The sequence below is a fragment of the Pseudokordiimonas caeni genome (genome assembly GCF_026719705.1).
GTDB classification, from domain to species: Bacteria; Pseudomonadota; Alphaproteobacteria; order Sphingomonadales; family Kordiimonadaceae; genus Gimibacter; species Gimibacter caeni.
Window position 1 is genome coordinate 586,113 of record NZ_JAPPRR010000002.1, and the last position, 24,057, is coordinate 610,169.

Annotated in this window: 25 protein-coding genes, 1 tRNA gene and 1 pseudogene; 14 read left to right on the plus strand and 13 right to left on the minus strand. The window is 62.2% G+C overall.

The features are described from left to right. Positions 1-7: 7 nt before the first annotated feature. The 3 genes from OU694_RS11450 to OU694_RS11460 all read right to left on the minus strand — a co-directional run bounded on the left by OU694_RS11450 (position 8) and on the right by OU694_RS11460 (position 4,423). The gene (locus OU694_RS11450) at positions 8-1,705 is read right to left on the minus strand and encodes a hypothetical protein (RefSeq protein ID WP_308911142.1); all 1,698 of its coding nucleotides are present in this window, start codon (positions 1,703-1,705) and stop codon (positions 8-10) included. A 68-nt stretch (positions 1,706-1,773) separates the two neighbouring features. Beyond that, positions 1,774-3,348 carry an ATP-binding protein gene (locus OU694_RS11455; protein ID WP_308911143.1) on the minus strand — a complete coding sequence of 525 codons (1,575 nt, stop codon included), beginning with the start codon at positions 3,346-3,348 and terminating at the stop codon, positions 1,774-1,776. Between the two features lie 91 nt (positions 3,349-3,439). Then, the gene (locus OU694_RS11460; protein ID WP_308911144.1) at positions 3,440-4,423 is read right to left on the minus strand and encodes an NAD-dependent epimerase/dehydratase family protein; all 984 of its coding nucleotides are present in this window, start codon (positions 4,421-4,423) and stop codon (positions 3,440-3,442) included. 128 nt (positions 4,424-4,551) lie between these two features. On the opposite strand from OU694_RS11460, the gene OU694_RS11465 reads away from it, so the two are divergent. Further along, positions 4,552-5,559: a DUF481 domain-containing protein gene (locus OU694_RS11465; RefSeq protein WP_308911145.1), complete on the plus strand. Its 1,008-nt coding sequence runs from the start codon at positions 4,552-4,554 to the stop codon at positions 5,557-5,559. Positions 5,560-5,571: 12 nt separating this feature from the next. On the opposite strand, the gene OU694_RS11470 is transcribed toward OU694_RS11465, so the two are convergent. The 4 genes from OU694_RS11470 to OU694_RS11485 form a co-directional block, all read right to left on the minus strand. Then, positions 5,572-5,982 (minus strand): Hsp20 family protein, encoded by a 411-nt coding sequence (locus tag OU694_RS11470; protein WP_308911146.1) that lies wholly within the window; start codon positions 5,980-5,982, stop codon positions 5,572-5,574. A 91-nt stretch (positions 5,983-6,073) separates the two neighbouring features. Then, a complete protein-coding gene (locus OU694_RS11475; protein ID WP_308911147.1) occupies positions 6,074-7,390 on the minus strand; it encodes an SPOR domain-containing protein in 1,317 nt (438 codons plus the stop codon). A gap of 156 nt (positions 7,391-7,546) precedes the next feature. Further along, entirely contained in the window at positions 7,547-7,924 is a 378-nt protein-coding gene (locus OU694_RS11480; protein ID WP_308911148.1) for a hypothetical protein, read from the minus strand. 25 nt (positions 7,925-7,949) lie between these two features. Then, complete coding sequence (locus OU694_RS11485) at positions 7,950-8,663, minus strand: AAA family ATPase (protein WP_373460361.1); 714 nt, start codon at positions 8,661-8,663, stop codon at positions 7,950-7,952. A 173-nt stretch (positions 8,664-8,836) separates the two neighbouring features. On the opposite strand from OU694_RS11485, the pseudogene OU694_RS11490 reads away from it, so the two are divergent. The 5 genes and pseudogenes from OU694_RS11490 to OU694_RS11510 all read left to right on the plus strand — a co-directional run. Then, positions 8,837-9,091 (plus strand): annotated as a pseudogene (locus OU694_RS11490) (fumarylacetoacetate hydrolase family protein); the annotation flags it as partial. 32 nt (positions 9,092-9,123) lie between these two features. Beyond that, the gene (locus OU694_RS11495) at positions 9,124-10,557 is read left to right on the plus strand and encodes an aldehyde dehydrogenase family protein (RefSeq protein WP_308911151.1); all 1,434 of its coding nucleotides are present in this window, start codon (positions 9,124-9,126) and stop codon (positions 10,555-10,557) included. Positions 10,558-10,741: 184 nt separating this feature from the next. Further along, complete coding sequence (locus OU694_RS11500) at positions 10,742-11,221, plus strand: carboxymuconolactone decarboxylase family protein (RefSeq protein ID WP_308911152.1); 480 nt, start codon at positions 10,742-10,744, stop codon at positions 11,219-11,221. Continuing rightward, positions 11,221-11,712: an RrF2 family transcriptional regulator gene (locus OU694_RS11505; RefSeq protein ID WP_308911153.1), complete on the plus strand. Its 492-nt coding sequence runs from the start codon at positions 11,221-11,223 to the stop codon at positions 11,710-11,712. Before OU694_RS11500 ends, OU694_RS11505 begins: the two co-directional genes overlap by 1 nt. A gap of 144 nt (positions 11,713-11,856) precedes the next feature. Further along, on the plus strand, positions 11,857-13,752 hold the full coding sequence (locus tag OU694_RS11510) for a methyl-accepting chemotaxis protein (protein WP_308911154.1): 1,896 nt from the start codon (positions 11,857-11,859) through the stop codon (positions 13,750-13,752). Positions 13,753-13,810: 58 nt separating this feature from the next. Here OU694_RS11510 and OU694_RS11515 read toward each other — a convergent pair whose 3' ends face one another. Further along, positions 13,811-14,491, minus strand: a complete 681-nt coding sequence (locus tag OU694_RS11515; RefSeq protein ID WP_308911155.1) for an ArsR/SmtB family transcription factor — start codon at positions 14,489-14,491, stop codon at positions 13,811-13,813. A gap of 76 nt (positions 14,492-14,567) precedes the next feature. Between OU694_RS11515 and OU694_RS11520 the strand changes: the two genes are divergently transcribed. Both OU694_RS11520 and OU694_RS11525 read left to right on the plus strand, forming a co-directional pair. After that, a complete protein-coding gene (locus tag OU694_RS11520; RefSeq protein ID WP_308911156.1) occupies positions 14,568-14,900 on the plus strand; it encodes an NIPSNAP family protein in 333 nt (110 codons plus the stop codon). Beyond that, on the plus strand, positions 14,897-15,241 hold the full coding sequence (locus OU694_RS11525) for an antibiotic biosynthesis monooxygenase family protein (protein ID WP_308911157.1): 345 nt from the start codon (positions 14,897-14,899) through the stop codon (positions 15,239-15,241). The genes OU694_RS11520 and OU694_RS11525 overlap by 4 nt, the downstream gene beginning before the upstream one ends. Here OU694_RS11525 and OU694_RS11530 read toward each other — a convergent pair. Then, positions 15,238-15,831 carry a TetR/AcrR family transcriptional regulator gene (locus OU694_RS11530; protein ID WP_308911158.1) on the minus strand — a complete coding sequence of 198 codons (594 nt, stop codon included), beginning with the start codon at positions 15,829-15,831 and terminating at the stop codon, positions 15,238-15,240. The genes OU694_RS11525 and OU694_RS11530 overlap by 4 nt on opposite strands. A 106-nt stretch (positions 15,832-15,937) precedes the next feature. Between OU694_RS11530 and OU694_RS11535 the strand changes: the two genes are divergently transcribed. The 5 genes from OU694_RS11535 to OU694_RS11555 all read left to right on the plus strand — a co-directional run bounded on the left by OU694_RS11535 (position 15,938) and on the right by OU694_RS11555 (position 20,567). Then, positions 15,938-16,765 (plus strand): MBL fold metallo-hydrolase, encoded by an 828-nt coding sequence (locus tag OU694_RS11535; protein WP_308911159.1) that lies wholly within the window; start codon positions 15,938-15,940, stop codon positions 16,763-16,765. Further along, a complete protein-coding gene (locus OU694_RS11540) occupies positions 16,756-17,772 on the plus strand; it encodes an NAD(P)H-dependent flavin oxidoreductase (protein WP_308911160.1) in 1,017 nt (338 codons plus the stop codon). Before OU694_RS11535 ends, OU694_RS11540 begins: the two co-directional genes overlap by 10 nt. A gap of 16 nt (positions 17,773-17,788) precedes the next feature. Beyond that, positions 17,789-19,138 carry a pyridoxal phosphate-dependent decarboxylase family protein gene (locus tag OU694_RS11545; protein ID WP_308911161.1) on the plus strand — a complete coding sequence of 450 codons (1,350 nt, stop codon included), beginning with the start codon at positions 17,789-17,791 and terminating at the stop codon, positions 19,136-19,138. 5 nt (positions 19,139-19,143) lie between these two features. Beyond that, a complete protein-coding gene (locus OU694_RS11550) occupies positions 19,144-19,665 on the plus strand; it encodes a DEAD/DEAH box helicase family protein (RefSeq protein ID WP_308911162.1) in 522 nt (173 codons plus the stop codon). A gap of 251 nt (positions 19,666-19,916) precedes the next feature. Continuing rightward, the gene (locus OU694_RS11555) at positions 19,917-20,567 is read left to right on the plus strand and encodes a superoxide dismutase (RefSeq protein WP_308911163.1); all 651 of its coding nucleotides are present in this window, start codon (positions 19,917-19,919) and stop codon (positions 20,565-20,567) included. Positions 20,568-20,628: 61 nt separating this feature from the next. Here the strand turns inward: OU694_RS11555 and OU694_RS11560 are convergent, their stop codons facing one another. Continuing rightward, positions 20,629-22,002 carry an MFS transporter gene (locus OU694_RS11560; RefSeq protein ID WP_308911164.1) on the minus strand — a complete coding sequence of 458 codons (1,374 nt, stop codon included), beginning with the start codon at positions 22,000-22,002 and terminating at the stop codon, positions 20,629-20,631. Positions 22,003-22,074: 72 nt separating this feature from the next. On the opposite strand from OU694_RS11560, the gene OU694_RS11565 reads away from it, so the two are divergent. Next, positions 22,075-22,515 (plus strand): MarR family winged helix-turn-helix transcriptional regulator, encoded by a 441-nt coding sequence (locus OU694_RS11565; RefSeq protein ID WP_308911165.1) that lies wholly within the window; start codon positions 22,075-22,077, stop codon positions 22,513-22,515. A 50-nt stretch (positions 22,516-22,565) separates the two neighbouring features. Here OU694_RS11565 and OU694_RS11570 read toward each other — a convergent pair whose 3' ends face one another. The 3 genes from OU694_RS11570 to OU694_RS11580 form a co-directional block, all read right to left on the minus strand. After that, positions 22,566-23,249 (minus strand): GntR family transcriptional regulator, encoded by a 684-nt coding sequence (locus OU694_RS11570; protein WP_308911166.1) that lies wholly within the window; start codon positions 23,247-23,249, stop codon positions 22,566-22,568. Between the two features lie 182 nt (positions 23,250-23,431). Then, a tRNA-Ala gene (locus tag OU694_RS11575) sits at positions 23,432-23,507 on the minus strand. Positions 23,508-23,632: 125 nt separating this feature from the next. Next, entirely contained in the window at positions 23,633-23,968 is a 336-nt protein-coding gene (locus OU694_RS11580; RefSeq protein WP_308911167.1) for a TIGR02300 family protein, read from the minus strand. Positions 23,969-24,057 lie beyond the last annotated feature (89 nt).

The following is a 24,057-nucleotide window of genomic DNA, read 5'->3' on the forward strand; positions in this document are numbered from 1 at the left end:
CTCGCCCTCAGCTATCGTCTTCCTTGGTGATATTGGCGCGCGACAGAAGCGTGCGGAAGTTAAGGAGCGCCTTTTCGGCATCCGCCCGGCCAAGCCCTGCGATCAGCCCTTCGGTGAAACCGGGTGATTTCATATAATGGCGTGCCTGCAGTTCGGCGCGGTCCCGCGCCTCGCCGTCGGTGAAATATCCGTCCGCCAGCATCGTCAGCAGCTTCGCCGCCTTTTCCTGCGCCGGGATATCCAGCTGGTGCAGGCGCTTCAGCACCTGCGTGTTTTCAAGGATGGTGCGACCAAACTCGTCAAGCTTCTCGCAGATCTTGCGGCGGTGCATTTCGGAAAGATCGGCCGATTTCACCTTGGCCTGCATGGCGGTCAGTTTCGGCAGCACCTTCAGCGGCTGGCCGCCGAGGCCGAGAAAGACGGTTTCATTGTCGGCACGCGTCAGGATCGGCAGGATGAAATTGGCAATCATCCGCTTGTTGGTCATGCCGACGACAAGCGCCTCGATCTCGAGGAGAAACTCAATCTGCGCGAACGGGTCTTTGATGTCATAAACCATCTCGCCGATGATCTGGGTATTGATCAGGCGGCTCGAGCGCGACTTCAGCGCTTCATCAAGCGCATCGGCGGCCGAGATATCGATCTTCAGCGCCTCGACCGCCTGCCGCAGCCGGTCGACGCTTGCCAATTGCGCCAGCAGGCCTTTCTTATTGAGGGGTTTCGAGGATTCGATTTCCAGCCTCAACCGCTCGAACAGGCTGCGCGCGGTTTGCGGCAGGCTCGATGTGGCCAGGAAGCCGCTCAGCAGCAGCACCTGCTCGTCATATTGCGGCTTGCCGTCCTCGGGCGGGTTGAGATGCAACTGCCCGGCCTGCAGCCAGGCAATCTGGGCCATGAAATCGCCCCTGTCCTCGCCCTCGATCAGCAAGCTCGTGATCACCCGGTCATGCAGCAAAAGCTCGCTGATGAACTGGTCGAGGATATCCATCACCCACGCCGGGCGGTCGGGTGACAGAAAGCCCACGATCTGGCGCAGCTTCTCGTTCATGCTGCCAAGGGGGCGCAGATATTCTGTGATGGCACAGGCAAGAAGGAAACGGCGGTTCGGGGCTGCCTCGACCTCTTCGATCGCCTGCTTCAGGCGGTCGGCCTCGATCTTCGGCACATTGCCCTTTTCGTTTTCCATGATGGCGACTGCAAGGTCGATCACCTTGTACAGCTTGCGCATCCGCTCCTGCACCGAGCCCTGGTCGGCTTCAAGCGAGATGGCCGTATGCTGCACGGCATTCTGCAGCTTGGTGCCGGTGTTATAGAGCCGGTAATAATGCTCCAGGCTGTGCAGGATTTCGGTCGGCGTCAGGTTCCATTCATGGAGTGTGGTGTGCAAGAGATCGTGCAGCGAGCGGCGGCCATCGGCGCTATAGAGGTCGTCCGGTGTCAGGCAGGGTGCGATCGAACCGGTCTGGTCGTATTTCGAGGCCTTGCGCGATACCCCGCGCGAGAAAATCTCGACCGTTGCAAAGGCCTGAGTGGCGGGGTCAAACGATTCCCGGATGATCTTGACGCCGTTGAACTGATTGGTGCCCCAGGCTTTTTCAGCATGGGCCATCGCTTCGTTGCGGTCGTTCATGACCCCCAGAATGGCCCAGCGACTGCTACGCCGCCCCATGATTTCATAATGGACGTTGGCACTAACCCCCAACATGTCCTCCTGCGAACACAAATACTACGGATACGTCGGACAGACGGGTGGAATATAGTGTGACGGGCCCCCTACCGCACGCCACGCCGCCAGTTGCGGATCGTATCGTTCACCAGTTCGTCAAGGCAGTCAATATCTTGTCGCCAGCTCTCGGTGAAGCGGGGGTCGTCGCTTGCCGGGCGAAGCGCTTCCTCGAGGAAGTCGAGACGCACCCGCATCGGGCAGGGAGCGCCCTCACCCGCGATGATGCATTCGCGGTTCTGCAGGGTTGGCAGGGAGGCGAGAAAGCTCTCCGAACCCTCGGGCATCGAGGCGGTGACGAAGGCGCGGTCGCGGTCATTATTCATGCGCATCGACAGGATGGTGCCGCACTGGGAAAGGACAGCTTCGGAAAGATCCGACGGGCGCTGCGACACCAGCCCCAGCGAAACCCCGTATTTGCGGCCTTCCTTGGCGATGCGTTCAAGCGATTTGCGGGCCGACTGGATGCGGGTTTCCGTTTCGGCGTTCGGCACGTAGCGGTGGGCTTCCTCGCACACCAGGAGCACCGGCCGGGCCTGCCGCTGGCTGCGGCTCCACATCGAAAAGTCGAACACAAGGCGCGACAGCAGTGACACGACGACGTCGACGATATCGGAAGGCACGCCGGAAAGGTCGAGCGTGCTGACCGGGCGCCCGTCGACCGGGAAGCGCATCAGCTTGGCCACAAGGCTCGCCAGATTATCCTGCATCAGGAGGCCTGAGAACATGAAGGCATAGCGCTGGTCGGTCCTGAGTTCCTCGATCTTCAGCTTCAGGCGCAGGAAGGGGCGGACATTCTCGGCCTTGTCGAGTCGCCCTAGTTCCTCGTCAAGGCGGGCCAGAAGATCGGTCAGCTTGTAGGGGATCGGCGTATCGACCGTGAGGCGCGAGGCGCCGACGGTGGCCGACGATTTCTTGCGCGCGTCCAGAAGGCAGCGCTTCAGGATGTCGATTTCCGCCTCGCGGCCTTCCGTATTGCGACCGATCAGCAGTTCCACATGCTCTTCGAAATTCATCAACCAATAGGGGATCGACAGGTTTTCTGTCGTCACATGCACGCCGTTCGTCTGGAAGGCGCGTTCATATTCATTATGCGGATCAAGGATAACGATATGGGCGTTGGGGTTGGCCTCCACCAGCCGGTGGATGATCAGCGCCGTGGTCGTCGATTTGCCTGTGCCCGTGGAGCCGAGGATCGCAAAATGGCGCGACAGCATGGCTTCGGCGTCGATACCGGCGGCGAGCGTGTCGGACGGGAAAACCGTGCCGATGCGCACCGTGCGGTCGGATGTTGGCGCATAGACGGCGGCAAGGTCGTCATCGTCAGTCGTCAGCACCTCGGTGCCCGGCATCGGGAAATGGCGCACCCCGCGCGAGAAGGTACCTTCGGTGCGTTCGCCCAGAAAGTCGACGGTCAGATCGACACCCTTTTCGCTGGTGGCGGCAACGGAACGGACTGTGCCGAAAATCAGGCTGCCCTCAACCGGCAGCTTCAGCGTGCCGCCGATCCGGTAGCGGCTGGCGAGCCCGGGTGTGGCGAGCGCGTCTTCGCTCAGCCTTACAGTCACTGACGCGGAGCCGACGGTGCGCACTGTACCGATCACATGGTTTGCAAAATCCGGCATCGCTGCCTCCCTGCCTGATGACTTTTCGCCTTGTTCCGGAGCCTGCCCGAAGCAAGGTTAACATCCTCATAATGTTAGAATTATCCGGATATCAGCGCCGGATACTCAGTAGCCCTGCCGCGCGAAGCCAGCCGATGCTTTCCGCCACACTTTCAGCGAGCGGCACGATCCGGTAGCCAAGCTCGCGAACCGCCTTGTCGGCGCGGGCGTCCATTGTCTCGCAGGCGAATGCGGCCTCTTCGGGCGTCACCATCGGGCGCTTGCCCGTGAGCGCCGTCCAGATCGTCCCCGCGCCGCCGAGAGCGCGCAGGAGGAAAGCCGGGGTCGCCCGGCCCGGCGGCGGCAAGTCCATCAGTTTTGCGGCTTCTGTCAGCAGTTCGCGGAAACTCGCCTTCGGACCGCCGAGGATATAATTCTCGCCGCGCTTGCCCTCAGCGTGTGCCGCGATCAGCCCCTCGGCCACCGCGCCGCCGTTGGCGAAATTACCACCCCCCGGCGGCACGCCCGGCAGCTTGCCTGCAGCCTGCATGGTGAAAAGCCGCGCCCAGTTGTGGCTGTCGAAGCGCCCGACGATATGGGTCGGGTTGACGATGACGGCATCAAGCCCGTCCGCCACCGCCGCGCGAACCAGCCGTTCGCCATCGCGCTTCGTTCGCGCATAATTGGTGGGTGCCTCGGCATAGGGGGCGGTTTCATCGAACGATGCATGCTGCGGCCCGAACACCGAGATCGAGGACACATGCACCAGCCGCCCGCAGCCGGCGGCCTGAACGGCGGCGATGACATGCGCTGTGCCGTCCACATTCACCCGGCGCTGGCGGGCAGCCTCGCGCGACCAGCTGGAGGTATCGGCCGCCACATGGAAAACCGCATCCATATCGGGGGTGATGGCGGCCTTTACCGATGCCGCGTCCGTCACGTCGCCGGGCACGATCTCGACGCCGTCGCCGATCACTTTTCGGGCAGCTTCCGCATCGCGTGCGAGCGCCCGGACGGTCCATCCGGACTGGTCAAGGAGGTTGATCAGGTTGCGCCCCAGGAACCCGGTGCCGCCGGTGACAAATGCCTTTGCCATGATGTTGCCGCTGCCCCCCACAAAAAAGCCGGGATTTTGCCTTGAACTTGGCCGTCATCCCCATTAATCCCGGATTATAGGGCCTTCTCGTGGGGCCGCACCCTGAAAATCGAGAGGACCAACATCCGATGCCCCCAGCCGGTCAGACCAAAGCTGCTTACCTGTTTTCGTGCGCCCTTGCCATTGCGGCCATTTCGCTTCCAGCCGCCGCCGATATCCCGCCGGGCGCCAAGTCGATGCTTTCGACTGCAGCCAAATCGGCCGAGCCCAAGGTTTTCCAAACCGTCCTGCAGACGGCCCTTGCCACGTGGCCCGGCGAGCGCGAAGCGATCCTCGCCTATGCCGATGCGCTGAATACCGATCTTCTGACCCAGCCGCAGCATACCGAACTTGCCGAAGTGCGCGAGGCGAAAGTCGCGGCGGAAGCGGCGCAGCGCGCCCGCGGTATGGTCTATTATATCGACCCGAAGCTCTGGGCAGGCCAGATCGATTTCGGTGCAGGCAAAACATCGGGTGACAGCAGCGAAACGGCGGCAACTGTGGGCGTCAGCTTCAAGCGGACCTTCGGCCCCAAGTGGGAACACGCGATCAACCTGCATTTTGATTATGCCCGTAACAACGAGGTTACGACCCGCGAGAAATATCTCGGCGACTATGAGCTTCTCTGGAAGAACTGGGAGAAGCTCTATCTTCTCAGTTTCTCGTCCTTCGAGATCGACGAATTTTCGGGTTACGACTATCGCATCCTGCAAAACGTAGGCTTCGGTTACGAGGTATTCAACAATGCGATCCAGCAGCTTCGCTTCGAAGGTGGCCCCGGTGTGCGCTTCAACAAGCTGAGCCTGTCGAACGGGGCGATGCCCGTACCCGGCGACCGGACCGAGACGGAAATCATCGCGCGTCTGGCCGGCAGCTACAGCATCCAGCTGACCGAGGATATTTCGCTCAAGGACAAGGCAAGCGTGCTCCTTGGCGGACTGTCATCCAGTTTCGACAATCTGGTCGAGATGACAACGCGGATCAATTCGCACCTCGCCGGCAAGGCGTCTTTCCAGTTCAAGCAGGAAAGCAACGCACCGGAAGGTACGTCCGGCACCGACACGATCACACGTCTGTCGCTGACCTATATCTTCTAGGGGTTGCCGCGTTCAGCGGCGGATCGGGATGCTGCGGGCCGGGGTTTCTTCGGCCGGCCGCGTCAGGTCAATATTCAGAAGCCCGTTTTCCATGAAGGCGTCGGCGACCTCGATCCCGTCGGCGAGCACGAATTTGCGCATGAATTGGCGCGCCGCGATGCCACGGTGCAGGAAGGTGCGGTCCGCGCTGTCGTCTTCCTGGCGGCCACGGATCACCAGTTGTCGGGCTTCGAGCTGGATATCGATATCGTCTTCGGTAAAGCCGGCCACCGCGAGGCTGATGCGCAGCCGTGCATCCGGCAATTCTTCGATATTATAGGGTGGGAAACCATCCCCTGTGCCGCGCGAGGCACTGTCCAGCATCTGCTCCAGCCGTTCGAAGCCCAGAAGAAACGGGCTGTTGAACGATGAATTGCGCGGCATCGGCTGGCTCCTGTCCCTGTTGCACTTTCCCAAAAGTGGGGCGTCAGCCAGGGGACGTCAAGGCCGCAAGGAGCTGTTTTCAGGCGCGGGATTATTCAGTGTCGGCGGGTTTCTTGCCTTCGGATGGCTCCGGCGGGCGGATCCAGCAGTCGGTGCCGTTGGCCTTCAGCGCATTGCACAGCTCGCGCGCTTCGGCGAGGGTCTTGAGCGGCCCGGCATTCAGGCGGTAATAGAAGCCCGACGGCTTGGTATCGCGCGTGCCGAAATCCACCTCCGAGCGGCGCGGTTCGATCCCGTCCAGAATATCCTTGTTGGCGGCATAGAGGATATCCCAGCCACGGATAAGTTCCTGAACGGTGCGATAGGCGGCAATCTGCAGGGCCCAGCCTTCGGATTCAAGCAGCGGCGGAATATCGCCCTGCTGGTAGGGTTTTTTCTCGGCAACCGGTTCGGCCGGTGCGGCGGGGGCGGCCGGCATCACCGCAACCGTGTCGGCGGAGGCCGGATCGGTGACCAGCCGGTTTGCCGCCGCATCGCGGGCGTCGGTATCGGTGAGGCGCAGGTTGCCGGGGGTGGCGCCGTCGGTCGCAGGCGAAATCGCGCCCACCGCCAGCGAACGCATGCGCTCCTCCGGCGTCAGCGACTTGATGGCGTTATAGAAGCCGAAAGTATCGGCGACCGTGGCGGCATCAAGATCAAGCCGGGCCATCCGCTCGGCATCCTTGTCTCGGCCCGCCATCAGGTAGGCGAAGGCAAGATTCTGGCGGTCGCGGGGACCGCCTTCGGCGTTCGATACGATGGGCTCGAGGATGGCGATGGATTCGTCCGGCCGGTCCCAGGCAGCCAGCACCAAAGCCTTGTTGGATTGGCCGAGTGTGTCGCTCGTGCTGTCGAAGCTCGCGATGGCATCGTCAAGCCGACCGAGGGCGGCGAGCGCAATGCCGCGACCGGAACGGGGACGGCCGTCGCCGGACATCCGGTTCGAGGCTTCGGTGAAGGCGGCAAGCGCCTGATCGAACTGCCCGAGCGACAGGAAGGTCTTGCCCATGGCGTGCCAGGCCTCGCCGGAGGCATTCTTGTCATCGATCAGCGAGCGCAGCACCTTCATCGCTTCTTCGGGTGATCCGGTGGCATTGAGGCTGGTGGCGAGGCCAACACGGGCGCGGTCTCCGTCGCTGCCGCCAAGGAGCGAGCGATAAAGCGGGATGGCGGCGCCATGGTTGCCTTCCGCTGCCAGCCGGTCGGCGACATCGATCAGGCTGCCGCTCGCGCCGCTGCTTTGCATCGCGGCAGAGGCCGCCTGAACATCCGGGGTGGCACCGGCGGAGGTTGAATGCCCGGCGCAGGCCGCAAGGGTAACAAGACAAGCGCCCGTCGCAATCAGCCTGAAGGAAGAATTTGTTGTCATGGTCGCTCACCTGCCTGCATTGGCGCTGCCCTTTGCGGGTCTGCCATGTTCCCGAATAGACCTAACACATTGGTCCATTAAGGTTAAGAACTATGGAAGGAAAAGACAGAATGGCCGGTTCCTTTTCGGGAACGGCCATTCCGATTTTGCGGAGGACTATTTCTTGGCAGCGCCGCACAGGCAACCGCCCTTGCCCTCTTCGGCGGCGAGAAGGGCTTCGACCGCCTCGTGCATCAGCGATTGCTGCGTGACGCCGCGGCCGGCGGCCAGAAGGCGCAGCTTGATGTGTGTGTCACGGTCCACCCTCAGTGTCTTTGATACGGGCTTTGCGGGCTCGGCCTTCACAAGCGCCGGGCGTTTTTCGGCGACAGGCTCGGGGCGTGGCGCCGCACGCTCCAGCGTCAGGCGTACGGGGCCGCTGCCGGTTGCGGGTCGTGCGGTCTGCTGCGGTGTCGGCTCGAAATGGATGCCGGCCGACGGGCGAGCCTGACCCTTGCGAGCGAGGAGCGAGGCAGTAAGGGATGCCATAGCCATCGGTTCAGTCCTTTCCCTTGGTGTCTCAGCTCACCGCGTGCAGCGGTGACCCGCCGAATGCGGCACGGCCAAAGGTCGTGCGTGGCTGGTGCACGGTCTTGAAGCCGGCCTTCACGGGCAGGCGGCGGATACGTTCGTCCACGAAAGCCCACAGCGCCTCGATCTCTTCGGTCGATTTCGAGGAGGGGGCGGCTTCCATCACGGTGCGTCCGTCGATCATGCTGGCGGCAAAATCCTGCCGGTTGTGGATGACGGTCGGAGCAACTGCACCATGGGCCGAAAGCGCGATGGCGGCTTCGGTCGTCAGGCGGGCGCGCGGCGTGGCGGCATTGATGACGAATACGAGCGGCTTGCCGGCGCGTTCCACGAGATCGACAGTGGCCCCGGCAGCGCGCAGGTCATGCGGGCTCGGGCGGGTGGGGATGATCACGAGGTCCGATTTCGCCACCACGGCCTGGATCGACCGGGTGATGGCGGGCGGGGTATCGATGATCACAAGCTGGAAATTTTCCTCGCGCAGGGCATTGAGGTCCGCTTCAAGGTCGTAAATGCTGGTTTGCGCAAAGGCGGGATCATTGCTTTCCCGCGCATTCCACCAAGCTGCAAGGCTGCCCTGGGGGTCGGTATCGATGAGCGCAACCTTGCCTGCCCCCTGCCGGACGGCTTCGACTGCGAGATGCCCCGACAAGGTTGTCTTGCCGGAGCCGCCTTTCTGCGATGTCACTGCCACTACACGCATCATTCGTCTCCAATTTTCCTGTGGGGAGCGTCTGCCAACGACTCCCGCATGAGGAAACGATACTAATTGCGATTAAAGATGGATTTAACAGATGCTGAAAATTTGGCGCGAATACTGGCAAAATCACCGGTGAGGCACCCAAGTGTTTGTGCTGGCAGCAAAAAGAGGCCAGCTTCCGCTACAAGACGATCCGCCCCCATGTGAACGGCAGGCTTGTGTGGCAGGACAATACGGATAACATGGGGCGTGACATGCACTGTCCGGTGGCCGATATTGCCCGCAATATGGCGCCGGAGCCTGGTGATGTCCTCCTGTCCGGCACACCGGCGAACAGCCGTCCCGTGCAACCCGGCGACTGCAAATTTCCTGGCACGCGCGCTGCGGGCGGACAAGGCGCCCAATTTTACAAATCGACCCTCGAGGACTGAACCCCCGAGGGCCTGACACAAGAGGAAGCATCATGACCCTGCCTGACGCCACCCGTTTCTATATCGACGGCAAATGGGTAGAGCCCGAACCCGGCGCGACACTGGCCCCTGTCGTCAATCCGGCAACAGGCGGGGAAGTCTGCAAGGTCGCCCTTGGCACCAAGGCGGATGTCGAAAAGGCCGTGATGGCGGCCCGTGCCGCTTTCCCGGCTTTCGCGCGCACGAGTGTCGCCGAGCGCCGCGAACTCTTGGCCGCGATCAATGCCAAGCTGATTGAACGCAATGACGAGATCGCGAAGGCGATCTCGGTTGCCATGGGGGCACCCATGGGCCTTGCCATCCATGCGCAGGCGCCGTCCGGCCCGCAGCATTTCGAGCAGATCCTGACCGAGATCGACAATTACAAGTTCGAGGAAAACATGGGCACCACCCGCATCCGGCACGAGCCGATCGGGGTCTGCGCGCTCATCACCCCCTGGAACTGGCCGATGAACCAGATCGCCACCAAGGTCGCCCCGGCGATTGCGGCAGGCTGCACGATGGTGCTGAAGCCGAGCGAACTAGCTCCCCTTGATGCCGTGATCCTGGCTGAAATCATCGACGAAATCGGCCTGCCGAAGGGGGTCTTCAACCTGGTGCACGGCGACGGCCCCGGCGTGGGTTCCTCGCTTGTCAGCCACCGCGAGGTCGACATGGTTTCCTTCACGGGCTCGACCCGTGCGGGTATAGCCATTTCGGAAGCTGCCGCCAAAACTGTGAAGCGCGTGTCGCTGGAGCTTGGTGGCAAGTCCGCGATGATCGTGATGCCGTCGGCTGACCTCAAGACCGCTATCGCCACCTCGGTACGCGAGGTGATGGTCAATTCCGGCCAGTCGTGCAACGCCCGCACCCGCATTCTGGTACCGAAGGACAAATATGCCGAAGCCGCGGCAATTGCTGCCGAGGCCGCAAAAAGCCTGACGGTCGGCAAACCGGAGGACAAGGTGAACCTTGGCCCCGTGGCCAACCGCAACCAGTATGAAAAGGTCGTCTCGCTCATCCGCAAGGGTGCCGAGGAAGGCGCCACGCTCCTCGCTGGTGGCCCTGACAAGCCCGCAGGCCTTGAAGACGGTTTCTTCGTGGCCCCCACCGTGTTCGGCGATGTGACGCCGGACATGACGGTGGCACGGGAAGAGATTTTCGGTCCGGTGGCCTGCCTCATGACCTATGACACGCTCGATCAGGCGGTCGATATCGCGAACGACAGCGAATATGGCCTCTCGGGCGGCGTGTGGGCGGCAAGCCGCGAGGAAGCAGCCGAAGTGGCCGCCCGCCTGCGCACCGGCATGGTGCATATCAACGGCGCCGGGCTCGATAGTGCGGCTCCCTTTGGTGGTTACAAGATGTCGGGCAATGGCCGCGAATGGGGCAAGTATGGCCTTGAAGACTATCTGGAACTGAAATCGGTGTACGGCGCGAACGGCTAACCGCCGCCCGTCTGATGAAACAGCAAAGACCCGCCGATCTGGCGGGTCTTTTTCATTTCGGAAAGGGATTTGACGAGGGGCTTGACTCGTTCGTTTATTAAGGATATTAAATATCCATAAGGATAAAAAATATCCTTAATAAGTGACCTTCATCACCAGAGCTCCTCAAGAAAGGACCCGAGTCATGTCAGCACGTCTCAACTATTTCGCCCTCTCCGGCAGCACCGCCAAAGGCTATCTCGATTTCAGCACCGCCCAACATGGTGGCTCGATCGAGGAAAGCGCACGTCATCTTGTCGATATTCGCGTGTCCCAGATCAACGGCTGTGCCTTTTGTCTGGACATGCACGTTAAGGAAGCCAAAATCGACGGCGAACGTGAACTGCGCTTGCATCACCTGGCGATCTGGCGGGAATCCCCGCTTTTCACCCCGCGTGAGCGCGCCATTCTGGAATGGGCCGAACTCTTGACCAAACTGCCGCCTGAAGGTGTTTCCGACGAAGCCTTTGCCGCTGTGCGCGCGCATCTGAGCGACAAGGAAATCTCCGATCTCACCTTCCTTGTGCTGACGATCAACGGCTGGAACCGCCTCAGCATCGCCTTCCGCCCGGTGCCGGGCTCGAACGACAAGATGCTGGGCCTTGAAAAGGCCGGCCTTGCCTGATGCAGCTACGTAACCAGGTCGAATGGGCGCTTCATTGCTGCGGCATCCTTGCCGGGGTGCCCGACGGCCGTTACCTGCCGACCAAGGCCTTGGCGGAATTCCACGGCGTGCCGAAGGAATATCTGTCCAAGGCCTTGCAGGCCTTGTCGCAGGCCGGGCTCGTTGAAAGCACGCTGGGGCCGTCAGGCGGTTACCGGCTGGCCCGCGCGCCCGAGGCGATCAGCTTCCTCGATATCGTTGAAGCGGTGGAAGGCAAGGCCTCCACCTTCGTCTGCACCAATATCCGCTTCAATAACCCCTGCGTGCCGAAGGGCGATTGCACCAGTGCCGCGCGGCCCTGCGCCATCGCACGTGTGATGTGGGAAGCCGACAAGGCGTGGCGCGACCGGCTGAAGGCCACCACGCTCGCGAGCCTCGGGCAGACACTGATGACAGACCTCGACGCCGACACCCGCACCCGCATCGCCGGCTGGGTAGCGGATCACAGCTGACGCCAGCCAGCCGCGCCCGCCCCGAAACCGGGCTCCTGCTCCTGATGATCCACACTCCCCTTGCCTGCGTAATACAGGCTAGTATGTCTCCGGCTGTTCCGGAGAGCCCCCATCAGTGCGGATGGTTGGCGAGTGGAGTGTGAAATGTCCAGGATCCCCGGTCTGTCTCTTTTTTCCAACAAACGTTCGATTGACAGTTTCGTTGTCGACGCCATCCGCAAGGCGATGGCCACAATCGAGTTTGAGCCTGACGGCACTGTCATCACCGCAAACGAAAACTTCCTGTCGCTGATGGGCTACGGGCGGGACGAAATCCGGGGCAAACATCACCGCATCTTTCTGGATCGGGCCTACGCAGCGTCCGAGGAATATACAGCCTTCTGGCAAAGCCTGAAGCGCGGCGAAGCTGCCGTTGCCGAATTCAAACGGCTTGGTAAGGACGGCAGACCGGTCTGGATCAGGGCATCCTATTGCCCCGTGAAGGATAAGGGCGGCCGGGTCATCCGTATCGTCAAGGTGGCGATGGATGTGACAGGCGATGTACTGGCCAGCACCGATGCGAAAGGCCAACTGGATGCGATTTCGCGGTCGCAGGCAGTCATCAGTTTCACGCCGGATGGCACGATCCTCGATGCCAACGAGAATTTCCTGAAAGCGACGGGTTATGCGCGCGATGAAATCGTCGGCCGTCACCACCGCATGTTCGTGTGCCCGGAAGAAGCACGGACGGCGGATTATGCAACCTTCTGGGAAAAGCTGGCAGCTGGCACTTTCGATACCGGCCAGTACCGCCGCATTGCCAAGGAAGGCCGCGAAATATGGCTGCAGGCGACCTATAACCCGATTTTTGACCCCGAAGGCCGGGTCGTGAAAGTGGTGAAATACGCCTGGGATGTGACCGAGGAAGTCCTTCGGAACGCTGATTACAGAGGCCAGATCGAGGCCATCGGCAAGGCACAGGCGGCCATCAGCTTCGATCTGGAGGGCAACATCCTTGATGCCAACGAGAATTTCCTGCAGGCCATCGGCTACAGCCTCGACGAGGTCAAGGGCAAGCATCACAGCATGTTTGTGGAGCCGGGCGAGGCCCGGACACCCGCCTATCATGACCTCTGGAAGCAGTTGCGGTTCGGCCGGTTCCAGGCTGGCGAATTCAGGCGCATCGGCAAGGGCGGGAAGGATGTCTGGATTCAGGCGAGCTACAATCCGATTCTTGATCCCGCCGGCCGTCCTTTCAAGGTCGTGAAGTTTGCGACCGACATCACCAAACGGGTGGAGCTGCGCGAGGAGACCCGTCGTGTCGGGGCGCTCGTGGACCAGAATCTGACGAAGATCCTCGATAGCGTCGGCGCGGCAAGTGAACAGTCGGTTTCGGCTTCGGCCGCATCCAACCAGACGCTGGCAACCGTCCAGTCCGTGGCGGTGGCAACGGAAGAGTTTGAAGCGACCAGCCGCGAGATCGCCATCAATATGGATCGCTCCCGCGAACAAGTGAACCGTGTGATGGAAGTGACCCAGACGGCTGACGAGCATGCCGACAATCTCGTGAAGGCGGCCCAAGCGATGGGCAATATCATCAGCGTGATCGAGGATATCGCAGGGCAGATCAATCTTCTGGCCCTCAATGCCACCATCGAATCGGCCCGTGCGGGCGATGCCGGCCGCGGCTTTGCCGTGGTTGCGAACGAGGTGAAGTCGCTTGCCAATCAGGTGGCGGGTGCCACTGCGCAGATTTCGGAAGAAATCGGCAGCATGCAAGGCATCAGCCGCGATGTGGTGGGTTGCCTGAATGCCATCCGGTCAAGCGTCAATCAGGTTGAAAACAGCGTGACGAGCGTTTCGGGGGCGGTGGAAGAACAGGCTGCCACCTCGCAGGAGATTTCCCGCAACATGCAGGTGGCTGCAGGTGCGGTGGAGGAGTTTGCCGCGAATCTCCGGGCCATTACCGAGTCGATCACGGAATCGAACGAACTGGCGACCGAGGGAACCAATCTCTATCGGTCCCTGCAAGATAAGTCCCAGGTGCAAGACGCCGCCTGAGCCACTTAGCAGGCATTGACGGACAAAAAGGCGGGGCTTCGGCCTCGCCTTTTTCATGTCAGCTGATCAGGCTCTGGAAACGCTGCTCACCGGAGGCTGAAAAATCGATCACCCTTGTCGCGGGCACACGCTGCGCCCAGCCGAGCTCAAGCAGCTGGTCGAGGATCAGTTTTCCGGTGCTGCCGGCCAGATGGTGGCGCCGTACGCTCCAGTCAAGGCAGGTGCGGCACTCAGGGCGATTCGATTTCGGCAGGCTTGCGGGGCTGAGGCCGATCACGGCCAGCTTTCCCCATCCGTGGGGCGAGACGGCGAGCTTTCCGCCTGCCTCCATCAGCCAGCCGTCCGCCATCATCCGGTCGAACAGCGCCACCCCCATGTCGCCCGCCAGATGGTCGTAGCAGATGCGGGCCTTGCGCATGGCCGCATCCTTCGGGCCGGTGCGGGTGCGCCTTCCCGTGCCGCTCGCATCGGCCACCCGCATCAGGGCTTCTAGAAGCGCTGCAACCTCGCGGCCAGCCAGTCGGTAATAATGGTGCCGCCCCTGTATCTCACGCTCGATGAGGCGCCCGTCCATCAGCCGTGCGAGGTGGGAACTTGCTGTCTGCTTGGTGATGCCGGCCTCGACGGCCAGTTCACCGGCCGTCAGCGCGCGGCCGTCCATCAGGGCGTTCAGCATGTTGCCGCGGGCCGGGTCGCCGACGAGGGCAGCGATCCTTGAAATGTCTGGGCCTTCTTTCATGGTTCGATCCTAATAGAACCATTCAGGCCACGCAATCAGCTACAAGGGCATCACCATCCGGCAAGGAGATGTGCCCATGATCACCTGTTTCATCCGCTATGAGATCGATCCGTTCCGAAAGGATATGTTTGAACGCTATGCCCGTGGCTGGGGCGAGGCGATCCCGCGTTGCGGGGCCGACCTCATCGGCTATTTTGCGCCGCATGAGGGCTCGACGACCGTGGCCTACGGCGTTTATTCGCTGCCGTCGCTCGCTGACTATGAAGCCTACAAGGCGCGGCTCGCTGCCGACCCGGTCGGGCGGGAAAATTACGAATTCGCAAGGGCCGAAGGCTTCATCCGGCGGGAGGACAGGTTGTTCCTGAAGCTTGCCTCAGCGCCGCACGGGGTGAAGGGAGACGCGCAATGATCGCGGTGCTTTTTGAAGCAAGGGCAGGCGAGGCCCACAAGCACGAATATTTCGATCTGGCGGGGGCGCTACGCCCGCTTCTTGATGATATCGACGGCTTCATCTCGATCGAGCGATTCGAGAGCGTCACAACGCCCGGCAAGGTCCTGTCCCTTTCCTTCTGGCGGGACGAGGACGCCATCCGGACATGGCGGCAAACGACTGCGCACCGCAAGGCGCAGGCTGCTGGGCGGCATCATGTGTTCGATGACTACCGGCTACGCATCGCCCATGTGGTGCGCGACTATGGCCTGAATGACCGGGCCGAGGCCCCGGACGACAGCCGGGAAGCCCACGGCTAGGCTTGTCCAAGCACGCCCCTGACCCAGAGGATAACGAGAGCCACCTTCGCGGCATCACCGGTGCCGCGAGCGTCAAGGTCGTCCCATGTCGGGAAGGCGAGGGCATGATGCAGCGTGGTGACAAGCGACGCGTTCGGCTGTTTGTCGAAGGCGGCGGCCAGCCCGTCGGCCACCATCCCCAGGAAACCCGCGAACTCGGCCATCGGGCCCTGCAGGGCGGGGACGTCCGCCACGTCGCGGTGCGAGGCCGTCCACATGGCTTTCGTACCGGCATAATAGCCAAAGAAGGCATCCAAGGCGGCCTGCAGGCGCTGGAACGGGTCATGGATTCCCTCCCAAGCTGCCGGGTCGGGCGGCGGGTTGAGGCTCAGCCAGTGCGACGTACAGGCCTGAAAGACAGCCGTTTCATCCGGAAAATGCCGGTACACGGTCAGGCGCTGCACGCCCGCCTTTTCGGCTATGGCGCTGATCGTCGTCGCGCGCGGGCCCAGTGTTTCATGCAGGTGCATGGTCGCCTCGACAATTTTTTGCCGGGTTTCTTCCTGTGATTTTGCCCGGTCTTTCAAACGGTAAGCGCGTTTTTCCTTCATTCAGTGAACATATATGTTCAACGAAGCGTTGACAAGCGGGATTGTGCTGCCTAGAAGCCAAATTCCAATAAACATAAATGTTCACTGAATACGAAAAGGACATGACATGATCACCTTTGAAGCCCCCACCATGCATGGGGCGGAACGGGTCACCGACGCGTGGACGATGCTTCCCTCCTGGCTGCCGGTGCCCGACATGGGCGTCCTGCCCGTTAACAGCTTCCTCCTGAAAGGGCGGGAACCAGTGCTGGTGGATACCGGCCTCGGCCTCATCGGCGACGATTTCCTGACCGCGCTTGCCAGCGAAATCGATCCCGGTGATCTCCGCTGGATCTGGATCAGCCATATGGATGCCGACCATGCGGGCAACCTCGCCCGCGTGCTTGCCGCCGCGCCGAACGCGCGGGTTGTCACCAATTTCCTGAACACCGGTCGCCTGAACATGGCGGGCTTCGATATCGGCCGCGTGCAGATGCTGGAGCCCGGCACTGCGTTCGAGGCCGGCGGGCGCCGGCTGATCCCGGTGCGGCCGCCCTATTATGATTCGCCCGGCACACTCGGCTTCTATGACGTGCATGATCGTGCGCTTTTCGCGGTCGACAGTTTCGGCGCCCTGTTGCCGGCGCCGGTGCGCGAGATCGACGAATTGCCGGATGGGGCCCTGAGGGACGGCTTGATCGGCTGGTCGAGCGTCGATGCCCCCTGGCTTGCTGACATTGACAATAGTGTGCTTGCCCGCACGCTCAAATCGCTGGAGGCGATCGACCCCGCCGTCATCCTTTCCGGCCATCTGCCACCGGTGCGGGGCGGGATCCGCCGCCTGACGTCGCATCTGGCCGCTGCCTACGATGCCCCCGGCAACCTACCGGCGGATCCCGAGGCCATCGAGCATCTGGCTGCCACCCTCAATGCGGAGCTTGTGCCATGTTCGTAACCTCCGTCACCCGCGAGTTCGGCCTTTCGACCCCCATTGTGAACGCAGGCATGGCCATGGTGGCGCGGCCCGCACTTGCGGCGGCTGTCTCCGAAGCCGGCGGCCTTGGCACCATCGGGTCGGACATCAATCCGCCCGAGATGGTGCGGGACATGATCCGTGAGACGAAGGCGCTGACGCGCCGGCCCTTCGGGGTCGATCTCATCGGCGATTTCGTCACTGACGGCCATATCGATGTGCTCGTTGAAGAAGAAGTGGCGCTTGCCATCTTCTTCTGGTCCCCGCCCCGGCTTGCCCACGCGGCGCGGCTGATCAAGGCCGGTGTCCGTTTCTGGGTGCAGGTCGGCAGCGTGGCCGAAGCGATGGAAGCCGTGGCGCTCGGCGCTGACGGGCTTGTCGTGCAGGGGGCGGAGGCGGGCGGCCACAACCGCGCCGAAGCCTCCACCATGACGCTTTTTCCACGCATCCGGCGCAAATATCCTGATCTTCCGATGCTTGCCGCCGGTGGCATCGTGGACGGCGCGACAATGGCGGCAGCCCTTGCGCTCGGTGCCGACGGGGTCTGGTGCGGCAGTCGCTTCCTTGCCTCGGTCGAGGCGGAGGCGCACGCCGATTACAAGGCGCATGTGGTAACCGCCGACGTGGGCGACACGGCGATCCTCAGCGTCTATGGCCCCGAATGGCCGGACCAGCCGATGCGCACGATCCTCAATGAAGGGGCGCGGGCGGCTGTCGGGCGCGAGAAGGCCGCCGTGAAGGAAGCGGCGGGGCAGGTGATCGGCACCATGCGCATGGGCGGCGAAACGGTGCCCGTGCCGCGCTACAGCGCCCTGTTGCCCACACGCGATTTTGAGGGCGATATCGAACAGACCTGCCTGACAGCAGGACAAAGTGCAGGCAATATCGCCGAAATTCTTCCGGCGGCGGAAATTGTTCGCCGGATGACCGACGAAGCTGCAAGCATCCTGCGCCGCCTTGGCGGCGCCGGGGTGAGGGCAGCAGCATGATAGCGAGGACATAAGAATGAACGAACTTGACCTTCTGGAAGAAGCCGACCGGCGTGGGCGCGCCTATGTGGCAAGCGTGCGGGAGCGGGACGTTTTCCCCGCCCCCGACCAGCTGGCTGGCCTCGCCCGTTTTGACGAGCCCTTCCCTGCGCACGGCAGGGCAGCCGATGATACCCTGCGTCTGATGGACGAGGCGGGCTCGCCGGCCACGGTCGTTTCGAACGGGCCGCACTATTATGGCTTCGTCATCGGTGCGATGCTGCCAGCGGCTGCTGCTGCCGAGCGGATGGCGGTGGCGTGGGACCAGTGTGCCTCCTCCTTTACCAACTCGCCGGTGGCGGACAAGCTGGAAAAGGTGGCGGCCGGCTGGGTGCTCGAGGCGCTTGACTTGCCGCGCGACAGTGCCGTCAGCTTCGGCACGTCGGCTTCCGCTTGCGGGCTCGCCTGCCTCACTGCCGCGCGACGCACGCTCCTTGCCCGCAAGGGATGGGACTTCGATGCCAAGGGGTTGGCAGGGGCCCCCGAAATCCGTGTCGTGGTGCCGGAAACGGTTCATATCACCGTCCTCAAGGCCCTGCGGCTGATGGGCTTCGGGCTTGATCATCTTGTCCGGGTACCGGTCGATGCGCATGGACGGATGGACCCTTCAAAGCTGCCGTCCCTTGATGACGCCACCATTCTTTGCCTGCAGGCGGGGGAAGTGAATACCGGCGAGTTCGACCGCTTTGCGGAGATCATCCCGCAGGCGAAGGCGGCTGGGGCCTGGGTGCACGTGGACGGTGCCTTTGGCCTCTGGGCGCGGGCGTCGGCGGTCCACCGGGGGCTCACCGACGGGATCGAGCTTGCCGACAGCTGGACGACCGACGGCCACAAATGGCTGAACACGCCCTATGACGGCGCCATGGGCATCTGCCGCAATGTGGCGGACCTGGCGGGCGCGATGAACAGCGATGCCGTCTATGCGGCCTCGTCCGCCGATAGCCAGAAGAATCTGGGGATCGAGTTTTCGCGGCGGGCCCGGGGCATCCCGATCTGGGCCACGCTCAGGAGCCTCGGGCGCGACGGTGTGGCCGCACTGGTCGACCGCCACTGTGCGCAGGCCCGGCGGCTGGCCGAAGGGCTGAAGGCGGCTGGCTTCGATGTCCTCAACCGGGTTGTGCTTAACCAGGTTCTGGTGCAGCTTGAAACCGAGGCTGAAACGGTCGCCTTCCGCGAGGCAGCGGTTGCTTCGGGCCGCATCTGGTTTGGCCCGACGGTATGGCGCGGACGGGCGGCTTTCCGCCTCAGCGTCTCTTCATGGCGCACCACCGACGCGGATATCGAGGCGGCAATCGCGCTGCTGACCGGGCTCAAGACAAAGGGATAAGGCATATGCATCTGGTTTTCGTCTACGGCCCTCCGGCGGCGGGCAAATATACCGTCGCCAAGCTGCTGGCGGCGGAAACCGGCTATGCGCTTTTCCATAATCATCTGGTGGTAGATGCTGTCGCCGCCGTTTTCCCGTTCGGCAGTGAAAGTTTCGTGCGCCTGCGCGAGGACTTCTGGATGAAAACCTTCGAGGCAGCGGCCCGCGAGGAACGCTCGCTGATCTTCACCTTCCAGCCGGAAGGGTCGGTCGCTCCCGATTTTGCCCAGCGTGTGGCGGATCTGGTGCGCGGGGCTGGCGGGCGGATCACTTTCGTGCACCTGACCCTGTCGCGCGAAGAACAGGTCGCCCGCATCGACAATGCCGACCGCGCCAAATTCGGCAAGCTCCGGGATGTATTGCTGCTCAAGGCCCTGCAGGACGAGTTCGCAATCTGCGAACGCGCGATGCCGACGCCCGACCTGACAATCGATACAGCCCGTGTCTCGGCGGACGAGGCGGCCGCGATGATCAAGGCAGCTCTCTGAGACGGACGGGCCATTCTATGCCTCTTTCGTGACAGATTTCCTGATTATCTCTTCAAATAACATTGAGTTGCCTTCGGCGCACACCTGCCCCACAGTGCGCGCGCCGGCATGAAGGGCTCCCCAGCCCTTGCCGTGCGGACTGACGGCGCCCCGCCGTTTTCCCCGCATTTGCCCTCAGGCTGCCGTTCCCGCAACGGGTTCGGCGCATGCCTTTTTCACTGTTGCCCCATCCTGTGAAGGAGATTTCGAAAATGACCGACCAGACCCCGACCTTCGAACTGCCGCCGCTCCCCTACGGCCACGCAGACCTTGCCCCCGTGCTTTCGGAGGAAACGCTGCAGGTTCACCACGGCAAGCACCATGCCCGTTATGTGACGGTGCTGAACGGCTTCATCGCCGACAAGGGCCTGACCGCCACCTCGATCGAGCAGGTGACGAAAGACGCGCACACCAGGGGCGACAAGCCGGTTTTCAATAACGCCGCCCAGGCCTGGAACCATGCCTTCTTCTGGGAAAGCATGAGCCCCACGGCAACCGCCCCTGCCGGTGCGCTTCTCGAAGCCATCAACGCGGCTTTCGGTAGCGTGGAAGAGCTGAAAAAGCGTTTCGTGGCTGAAGGCGTCGGCCATTTCGGTTCTGGCTGGGCGTGGCTCATCGTGCGCGGTGGCAAGCTTGAGGTCGTCTCCACCCATGATGCCGGCCTGCCGATTCTGGAAGACGGCGTGACGGCCCTTCTGGCCTGCGATGTATGGGAACATGCCTATTATATCGATTACCGCCAGGACCGCCCCACGTGGCTCGGCAACTGGTTCGACAAGCTCGCCAACTGGGATTTCGCGGCCAAGCAATTTGCCGCTGCAGTTGATGGCAGCGAAGGCTGGCGCTACCCCGCGCCGAAATAAAGCCTTATCCCGGCCAAAACGCAAAAGACCCGCCAATCCGGCGGGTCTTTTTTCAGGTTATTCAGGCGGGCTTCCGCACCGCGACGACAGTGGCAAGGGCGGCGAAGAAGGTGGCAACAAGGAAGGTCGTCTGCAGGCCGCCTGCCGCGAACACCGACCCGAGGACCGCGGCGCCTGTAATGAAGCCGAGGCTGCGGGAGAGATTGAGAAGGGCCGAGGTCATGCCGCGCTGGTCGGCGGCGGCGTCCTGCATGACTATCGTATTGTTGGCAGTGTGGAAGAAAGCATAGCCGAGCGTGACGGCCATCAGCGGGCCGATATAGCCGGGAACCCCAAGCGACGCAGGCGCCATGGCAAGGGCAAGGGCACCAGCCGTCATCAGGCTCAGGCCACCGATCTGGCTGCGGCTGACACCAAACCGGTCCGCCACGCGCCCGGCCGGCACACCGGCAAGCGCGACCATCAATGGCCCGGCAGACATCACAATGCCTACTGAAGCCGTATCTAGGCCAAGGCCGTGCGCCAGATGGAAGGGGCCGACCACAAGCGACGCCATCATGATGGCCGAGACGAGGCAATTCATCACAAGGCCGGCGCTCAGAACCGGATTCCGGAACAGGCCAGGGCGGATCAGCGGGTGTGCCGCCTTCCTCTCGAACCGGGTGAAGATCAGTCCGCCCGCCATCGCCGCACCCACAAGGGCCGCGTTCACGAGGGCGGAACCCCCGGCACCGGTCATGGCCAGCGCGTAAGCCACAAGGACAGCGGCGAGGAGGAGGGTGCCGACCGTATCGAACTGGCGAGGGTCGAACCGGTTTGCAGGCGCTTCGGCGGGTACGCTGCGTGCGATCAGGGCCAGTGCAGCGATGCCGAGGGGGAGATTGACCAAGAAGATCGACGGCCATCCGAAAGCCGATACCATGAAGCCGCCAAGCGTGGGGCCAAGCGTGGTCCCGGCTGCCGACATGGTCGCCAGCAGCCCCATGGCTGCGCCGGCGCGCGCTTTCGGCACCGCTGCCCCGACAAGGGCCATCGTCATCGACATCATGATTGCCGCCCCGAGCCCTTGTGCCGCACGGGCAGCGAGAAGCCATTCAATGGACGGTGCAATGGCGCAAAGGGCCGACGCCAGCATATAGAGGACGATGCCACCCATCAGAAGGCGGCGCCGGTCCATCATGTCGCCCAGCCGGCCGACAGCTGCCATGCAGGCGGTCATCGACAGGAGATAGGCGAGAACAATCCACTGGGCTGTGTCAAAAGTCGCACCGAACGCCTCGGTCAGGGTCGGCAGCGCCACATTGACGATGCCGGTGCCCACCGCTGCGATGAGCATCGAAAGGGACAGGCTAACCAGCGCGAGCCGTGTGTCGCCTGCGGGGGCTGCCGGTGCGCTATTGGGGCTATCGAGGCCTGTTGTTACACTGCTGTTCATGGAATTCACCAATTCCTGTTGAATATATGCGTGCGCATGCATATATTCAACAGGAGGCGGAGAGTCAAGTGGATGAACGGAATGAATGGATATCTGGCCCTTTTTGATCGGCTCGGGCAGCTCGGGCGGCAGCGCTACCGCTTTGCGGAAGACTATTTCGCACGGCTCGGGCTCAATCACACGGAAGCGCGTCTGCTGACGCTTCTCACACAGGCGGGTGGCCGGGCCACGCAGGATGCCCTCGCGAGCCAGCTTTATATCGATCGCAGCAATGTGGGGCGGGCGCTCAAGGCGCTGGAGGCGCGCGCCTGTGTGGAGCGGCAGAAGGACGCAAAAGACAAGCGCGCCAACTTCGTGCAGATCACCGCGAAGGGCAGTACCCTGGCGAGTGAAATCGCCAGCCTGAAAGGCGAGATGGCGGCGACCTTCTTCAATGGCCTCGAGGAATCAGAAGCGGCAATGATCGCCGGTCTCCTCAGTCGGCTTGAGCCCGCCGGGGCCGAGACGGCGTGACCATATCGGGTCCAAGAAAGGGGCGCCGACATGAAGGATATGGCAGGTATTCAGATCTTGAGGTCCTGCGCCGAAAACTGCTGGCTTGAGAAGATGGTGTTCATGATGCGATCTTCGGCCTGGCTGAGGATATCATGGACAATGGCCCGGACGCGGCTCGGCTCGTCGCAGCGCATCACCTCGATTGCCATGACATGCTGGTCGGCTGTGTAAGGCATGCTTTTCAGCCTTTTGAGATAAAGCCAGTAAATCCGCATGGCCCCGTCCTCGAGCTGGCGGACCCAATCGTGCATCAGCGGAAAGCCGACGCTTTCGCACAGGGCGATATTGATTTCCTTGTTCTTTTTCAACAGCGCGAGGGCTTCATCATCAGTTGACGGGCGCAGCAATGCTTCGATCTCGTGGCTTAACGCTTCCAGTCGCTCGAAGTCGGCAGTCGCGGCGGCGAGGGACAGGATCGACGGCAGCAACATCTTGCGCAGGGTGAAATTCTGCTTGATTTCATGGAGCGTGAGCGGCGCCACAATCGTGATGCGCGGCGACAGGTTGACCATGAACTGCTGGCTGACCAGCCGTTCGATCAGGGTGCGGGCAACTGTGCGGCTGATGCCGAACATGTCACTCAGCAGATTTTCCGAAACCTTTTGGCTCGGCGCCAGCTGCTGCGTGACGATCGCATCCATGACCGCCTGATAGGCGTCACCGGCTTCGCTGATCTGGGCTTGGTCGTTCATGTCGAGCAATCCTCAAGAATCAAATTCACAGGTTGTCCTGAATGACCGGGAGGGAGAGCCGAGAGTACAAACTTGATAAGAACACGACAAGGGAAAGCGTCGCCGGATATCCAGGCAAGAACTCGCCCTGACGCGAGTTGGCCTGAAAAGCAAAAGACCCGCCTTTAGGGCGGGTCTTTTCATGGTGGAGCTAAGCGGGATCGAACCGCTGACCTCTTGCATGCCATGCAAGCGCTCTCCCAGCTGAGCTATAGCCCCGTCGACTATGGGATGCCCGGGGCTGCGGCCTCGGGAACGGCGCGGACTATAGTCAGGGACATCGGTCCGCGCAAGGCTTTTTTTCAAGGGGCTGAACTAGCTATCAACCCCTTGAAAGGTATCGATTATTCGTCGTCCGAAAGCGACGAATCGACCATGCCGGTCACTTCATCGTCGTCATCGTCGTCGAGGCTGACGATATCGTCGTCGTCGTCGCCGCCGAGATCGATGTCGTCATCGTCTCCGAGCAGGTCTTCGGCGTCCACGTCCTCGTCTTCCTTCGGCGCCACCTTGGCGGCGGCCTTGTCGATCATGACCGGCTGCTTGGCTTTCAGAATCGGTTCCGGCGTCCATGTGGTGCCGCAATCGATGCAGGTTGCCGGATCGTCTTTTTGCAGGTCGTAGAAGCGCGTGCCGCATTTCGGGCAGGTGCGCTTGGTGCCCCATTCGGGTTTTGCCACGGCTGTCTCCACTCTATCTTGAGCGCATTAAAGCTTGATTTCGGCGCTTCCCTTGCCATGATCCACCGCGCCTGTCAAAGATTCCTTTC

Bases quoted from the DNA above. Each gene is read 5' to 3' on its own strand.
- OU694_RS11450 (WP_308911142.1), bottom strand. From the start codon at position 1,705: ATGTTGGGGGTTAGTGCCAACGTCCATTATGAAATCATGGGGCGGCGT.
- OU694_RS11455 (WP_308911143.1), bottom strand. From the start codon at position 3,348: ATGCCGGATTTTGCAAACCATGTGATCGGTACAGTGCGCACCGTCGGC.
- OU694_RS11460 (WP_308911144.1), bottom strand. From the start codon at position 4,423: ATGGCAAAGGCATTTGTCACCGGCGGCACCGGGTTCCTGGGGCGCAAC.
- OU694_RS11465 (WP_308911145.1), top strand. From the start codon at position 4,552: ATGCCCCCAGCCGGTCAGACCAAAGCTGCTTACCTGTTTTCGTGCGCC.
- OU694_RS11470 (WP_308911146.1), bottom strand. From the start codon at position 5,982: ATGCCGCGCAATTCATCGTTCAACAGCCCGTTTCTTCTGGGCTTCGAA.
- OU694_RS11475 (WP_308911147.1), bottom strand. From the start codon at position 7,390: ATGACAACAAATTCTTCCTTCAGGCTGATTGCGACGGGCGCTTGTCTT.
- OU694_RS11480 (WP_308911148.1), bottom strand. From the start codon at position 7,924: ATGGCTATGGCATCCCTTACTGCCTCGCTCCTCGCTCGCAAGGGTCAG.
- OU694_RS11485 (WP_373460361.1), bottom strand. From the start codon at position 8,663: ATGCGTGTAGTGGCAGTGACATCGCAGAAAGGCGGCTCCGGCAAGACA.
- OU694_RS11495 (WP_308911151.1), top strand. From the start codon at position 9,124: ATGACCCTGCCTGACGCCACCCGTTTCTATATCGACGGCAAATGGGTA.
- OU694_RS11500 (WP_308911152.1), top strand. From the start codon at position 10,742: ATGTCAGCACGTCTCAACTATTTCGCCCTCTCCGGCAGCACCGCCAAA.
- OU694_RS11505 (WP_308911153.1), top strand. From the start codon at position 11,221: ATGCAGCTACGTAACCAGGTCGAATGGGCGCTTCATTGCTGCGGCATC.
- OU694_RS11510 (WP_308911154.1), top strand. From the start codon at position 11,857: ATGTCCAGGATCCCCGGTCTGTCTCTTTTTTCCAACAAACGTTCGATT.
- OU694_RS11515 (WP_308911155.1), bottom strand. From the start codon at position 14,491: ATGAAAGAAGGCCCAGACATTTCAAGGATCGCTGCCCTCGTCGGCGAC.
- OU694_RS11520 (WP_308911156.1), top strand. From the start codon at position 14,568: ATGATCACCTGTTTCATCCGCTATGAGATCGATCCGTTCCGAAAGGAT.
- OU694_RS11525 (WP_308911157.1), top strand. From the start codon at position 14,897: ATGATCGCGGTGCTTTTTGAAGCAAGGGCAGGCGAGGCCCACAAGCAC.
- OU694_RS11530 (WP_308911158.1), bottom strand. From the start codon at position 15,831: ATGAAGGAAAAACGCGCTTACCGTTTGAAAGACCGGGCAAAATCACAG.
- OU694_RS11535 (WP_308911159.1), top strand. From the start codon at position 15,938: ATGATCACCTTTGAAGCCCCCACCATGCATGGGGCGGAACGGGTCACC.
- OU694_RS11540 (WP_308911160.1), top strand. From the start codon at position 16,756: ATGTTCGTAACCTCCGTCACCCGCGAGTTCGGCCTTTCGACCCCCATT.
- OU694_RS11545 (WP_308911161.1), top strand. From the start codon at position 17,789: ATGAACGAACTTGACCTTCTGGAAGAAGCCGACCGGCGTGGGCGCGCC.
- OU694_RS11550 (WP_308911162.1), top strand. From the start codon at position 19,144: ATGCATCTGGTTTTCGTCTACGGCCCTCCGGCGGCGGGCAAATATACC.
- OU694_RS11555 (WP_308911163.1), top strand. From the start codon at position 19,917: ATGACCGACCAGACCCCGACCTTCGAACTGCCGCCGCTCCCCTACGGC.
- OU694_RS11560 (WP_308911164.1), bottom strand. From the start codon at position 22,002: ATGAACAGCAGTGTAACAACAGGCCTCGATAGCCCCAATAGCGCACCG.
- OU694_RS11565 (WP_308911165.1), top strand. From the start codon at position 22,075: ATGAACGGAATGAATGGATATCTGGCCCTTTTTGATCGGCTCGGGCAG.
- OU694_RS11570 (WP_308911166.1), bottom strand. From the start codon at position 23,249: ATGAACGACCAAGCCCAGATCAGCGAAGCCGGTGACGCCTATCAGGCG.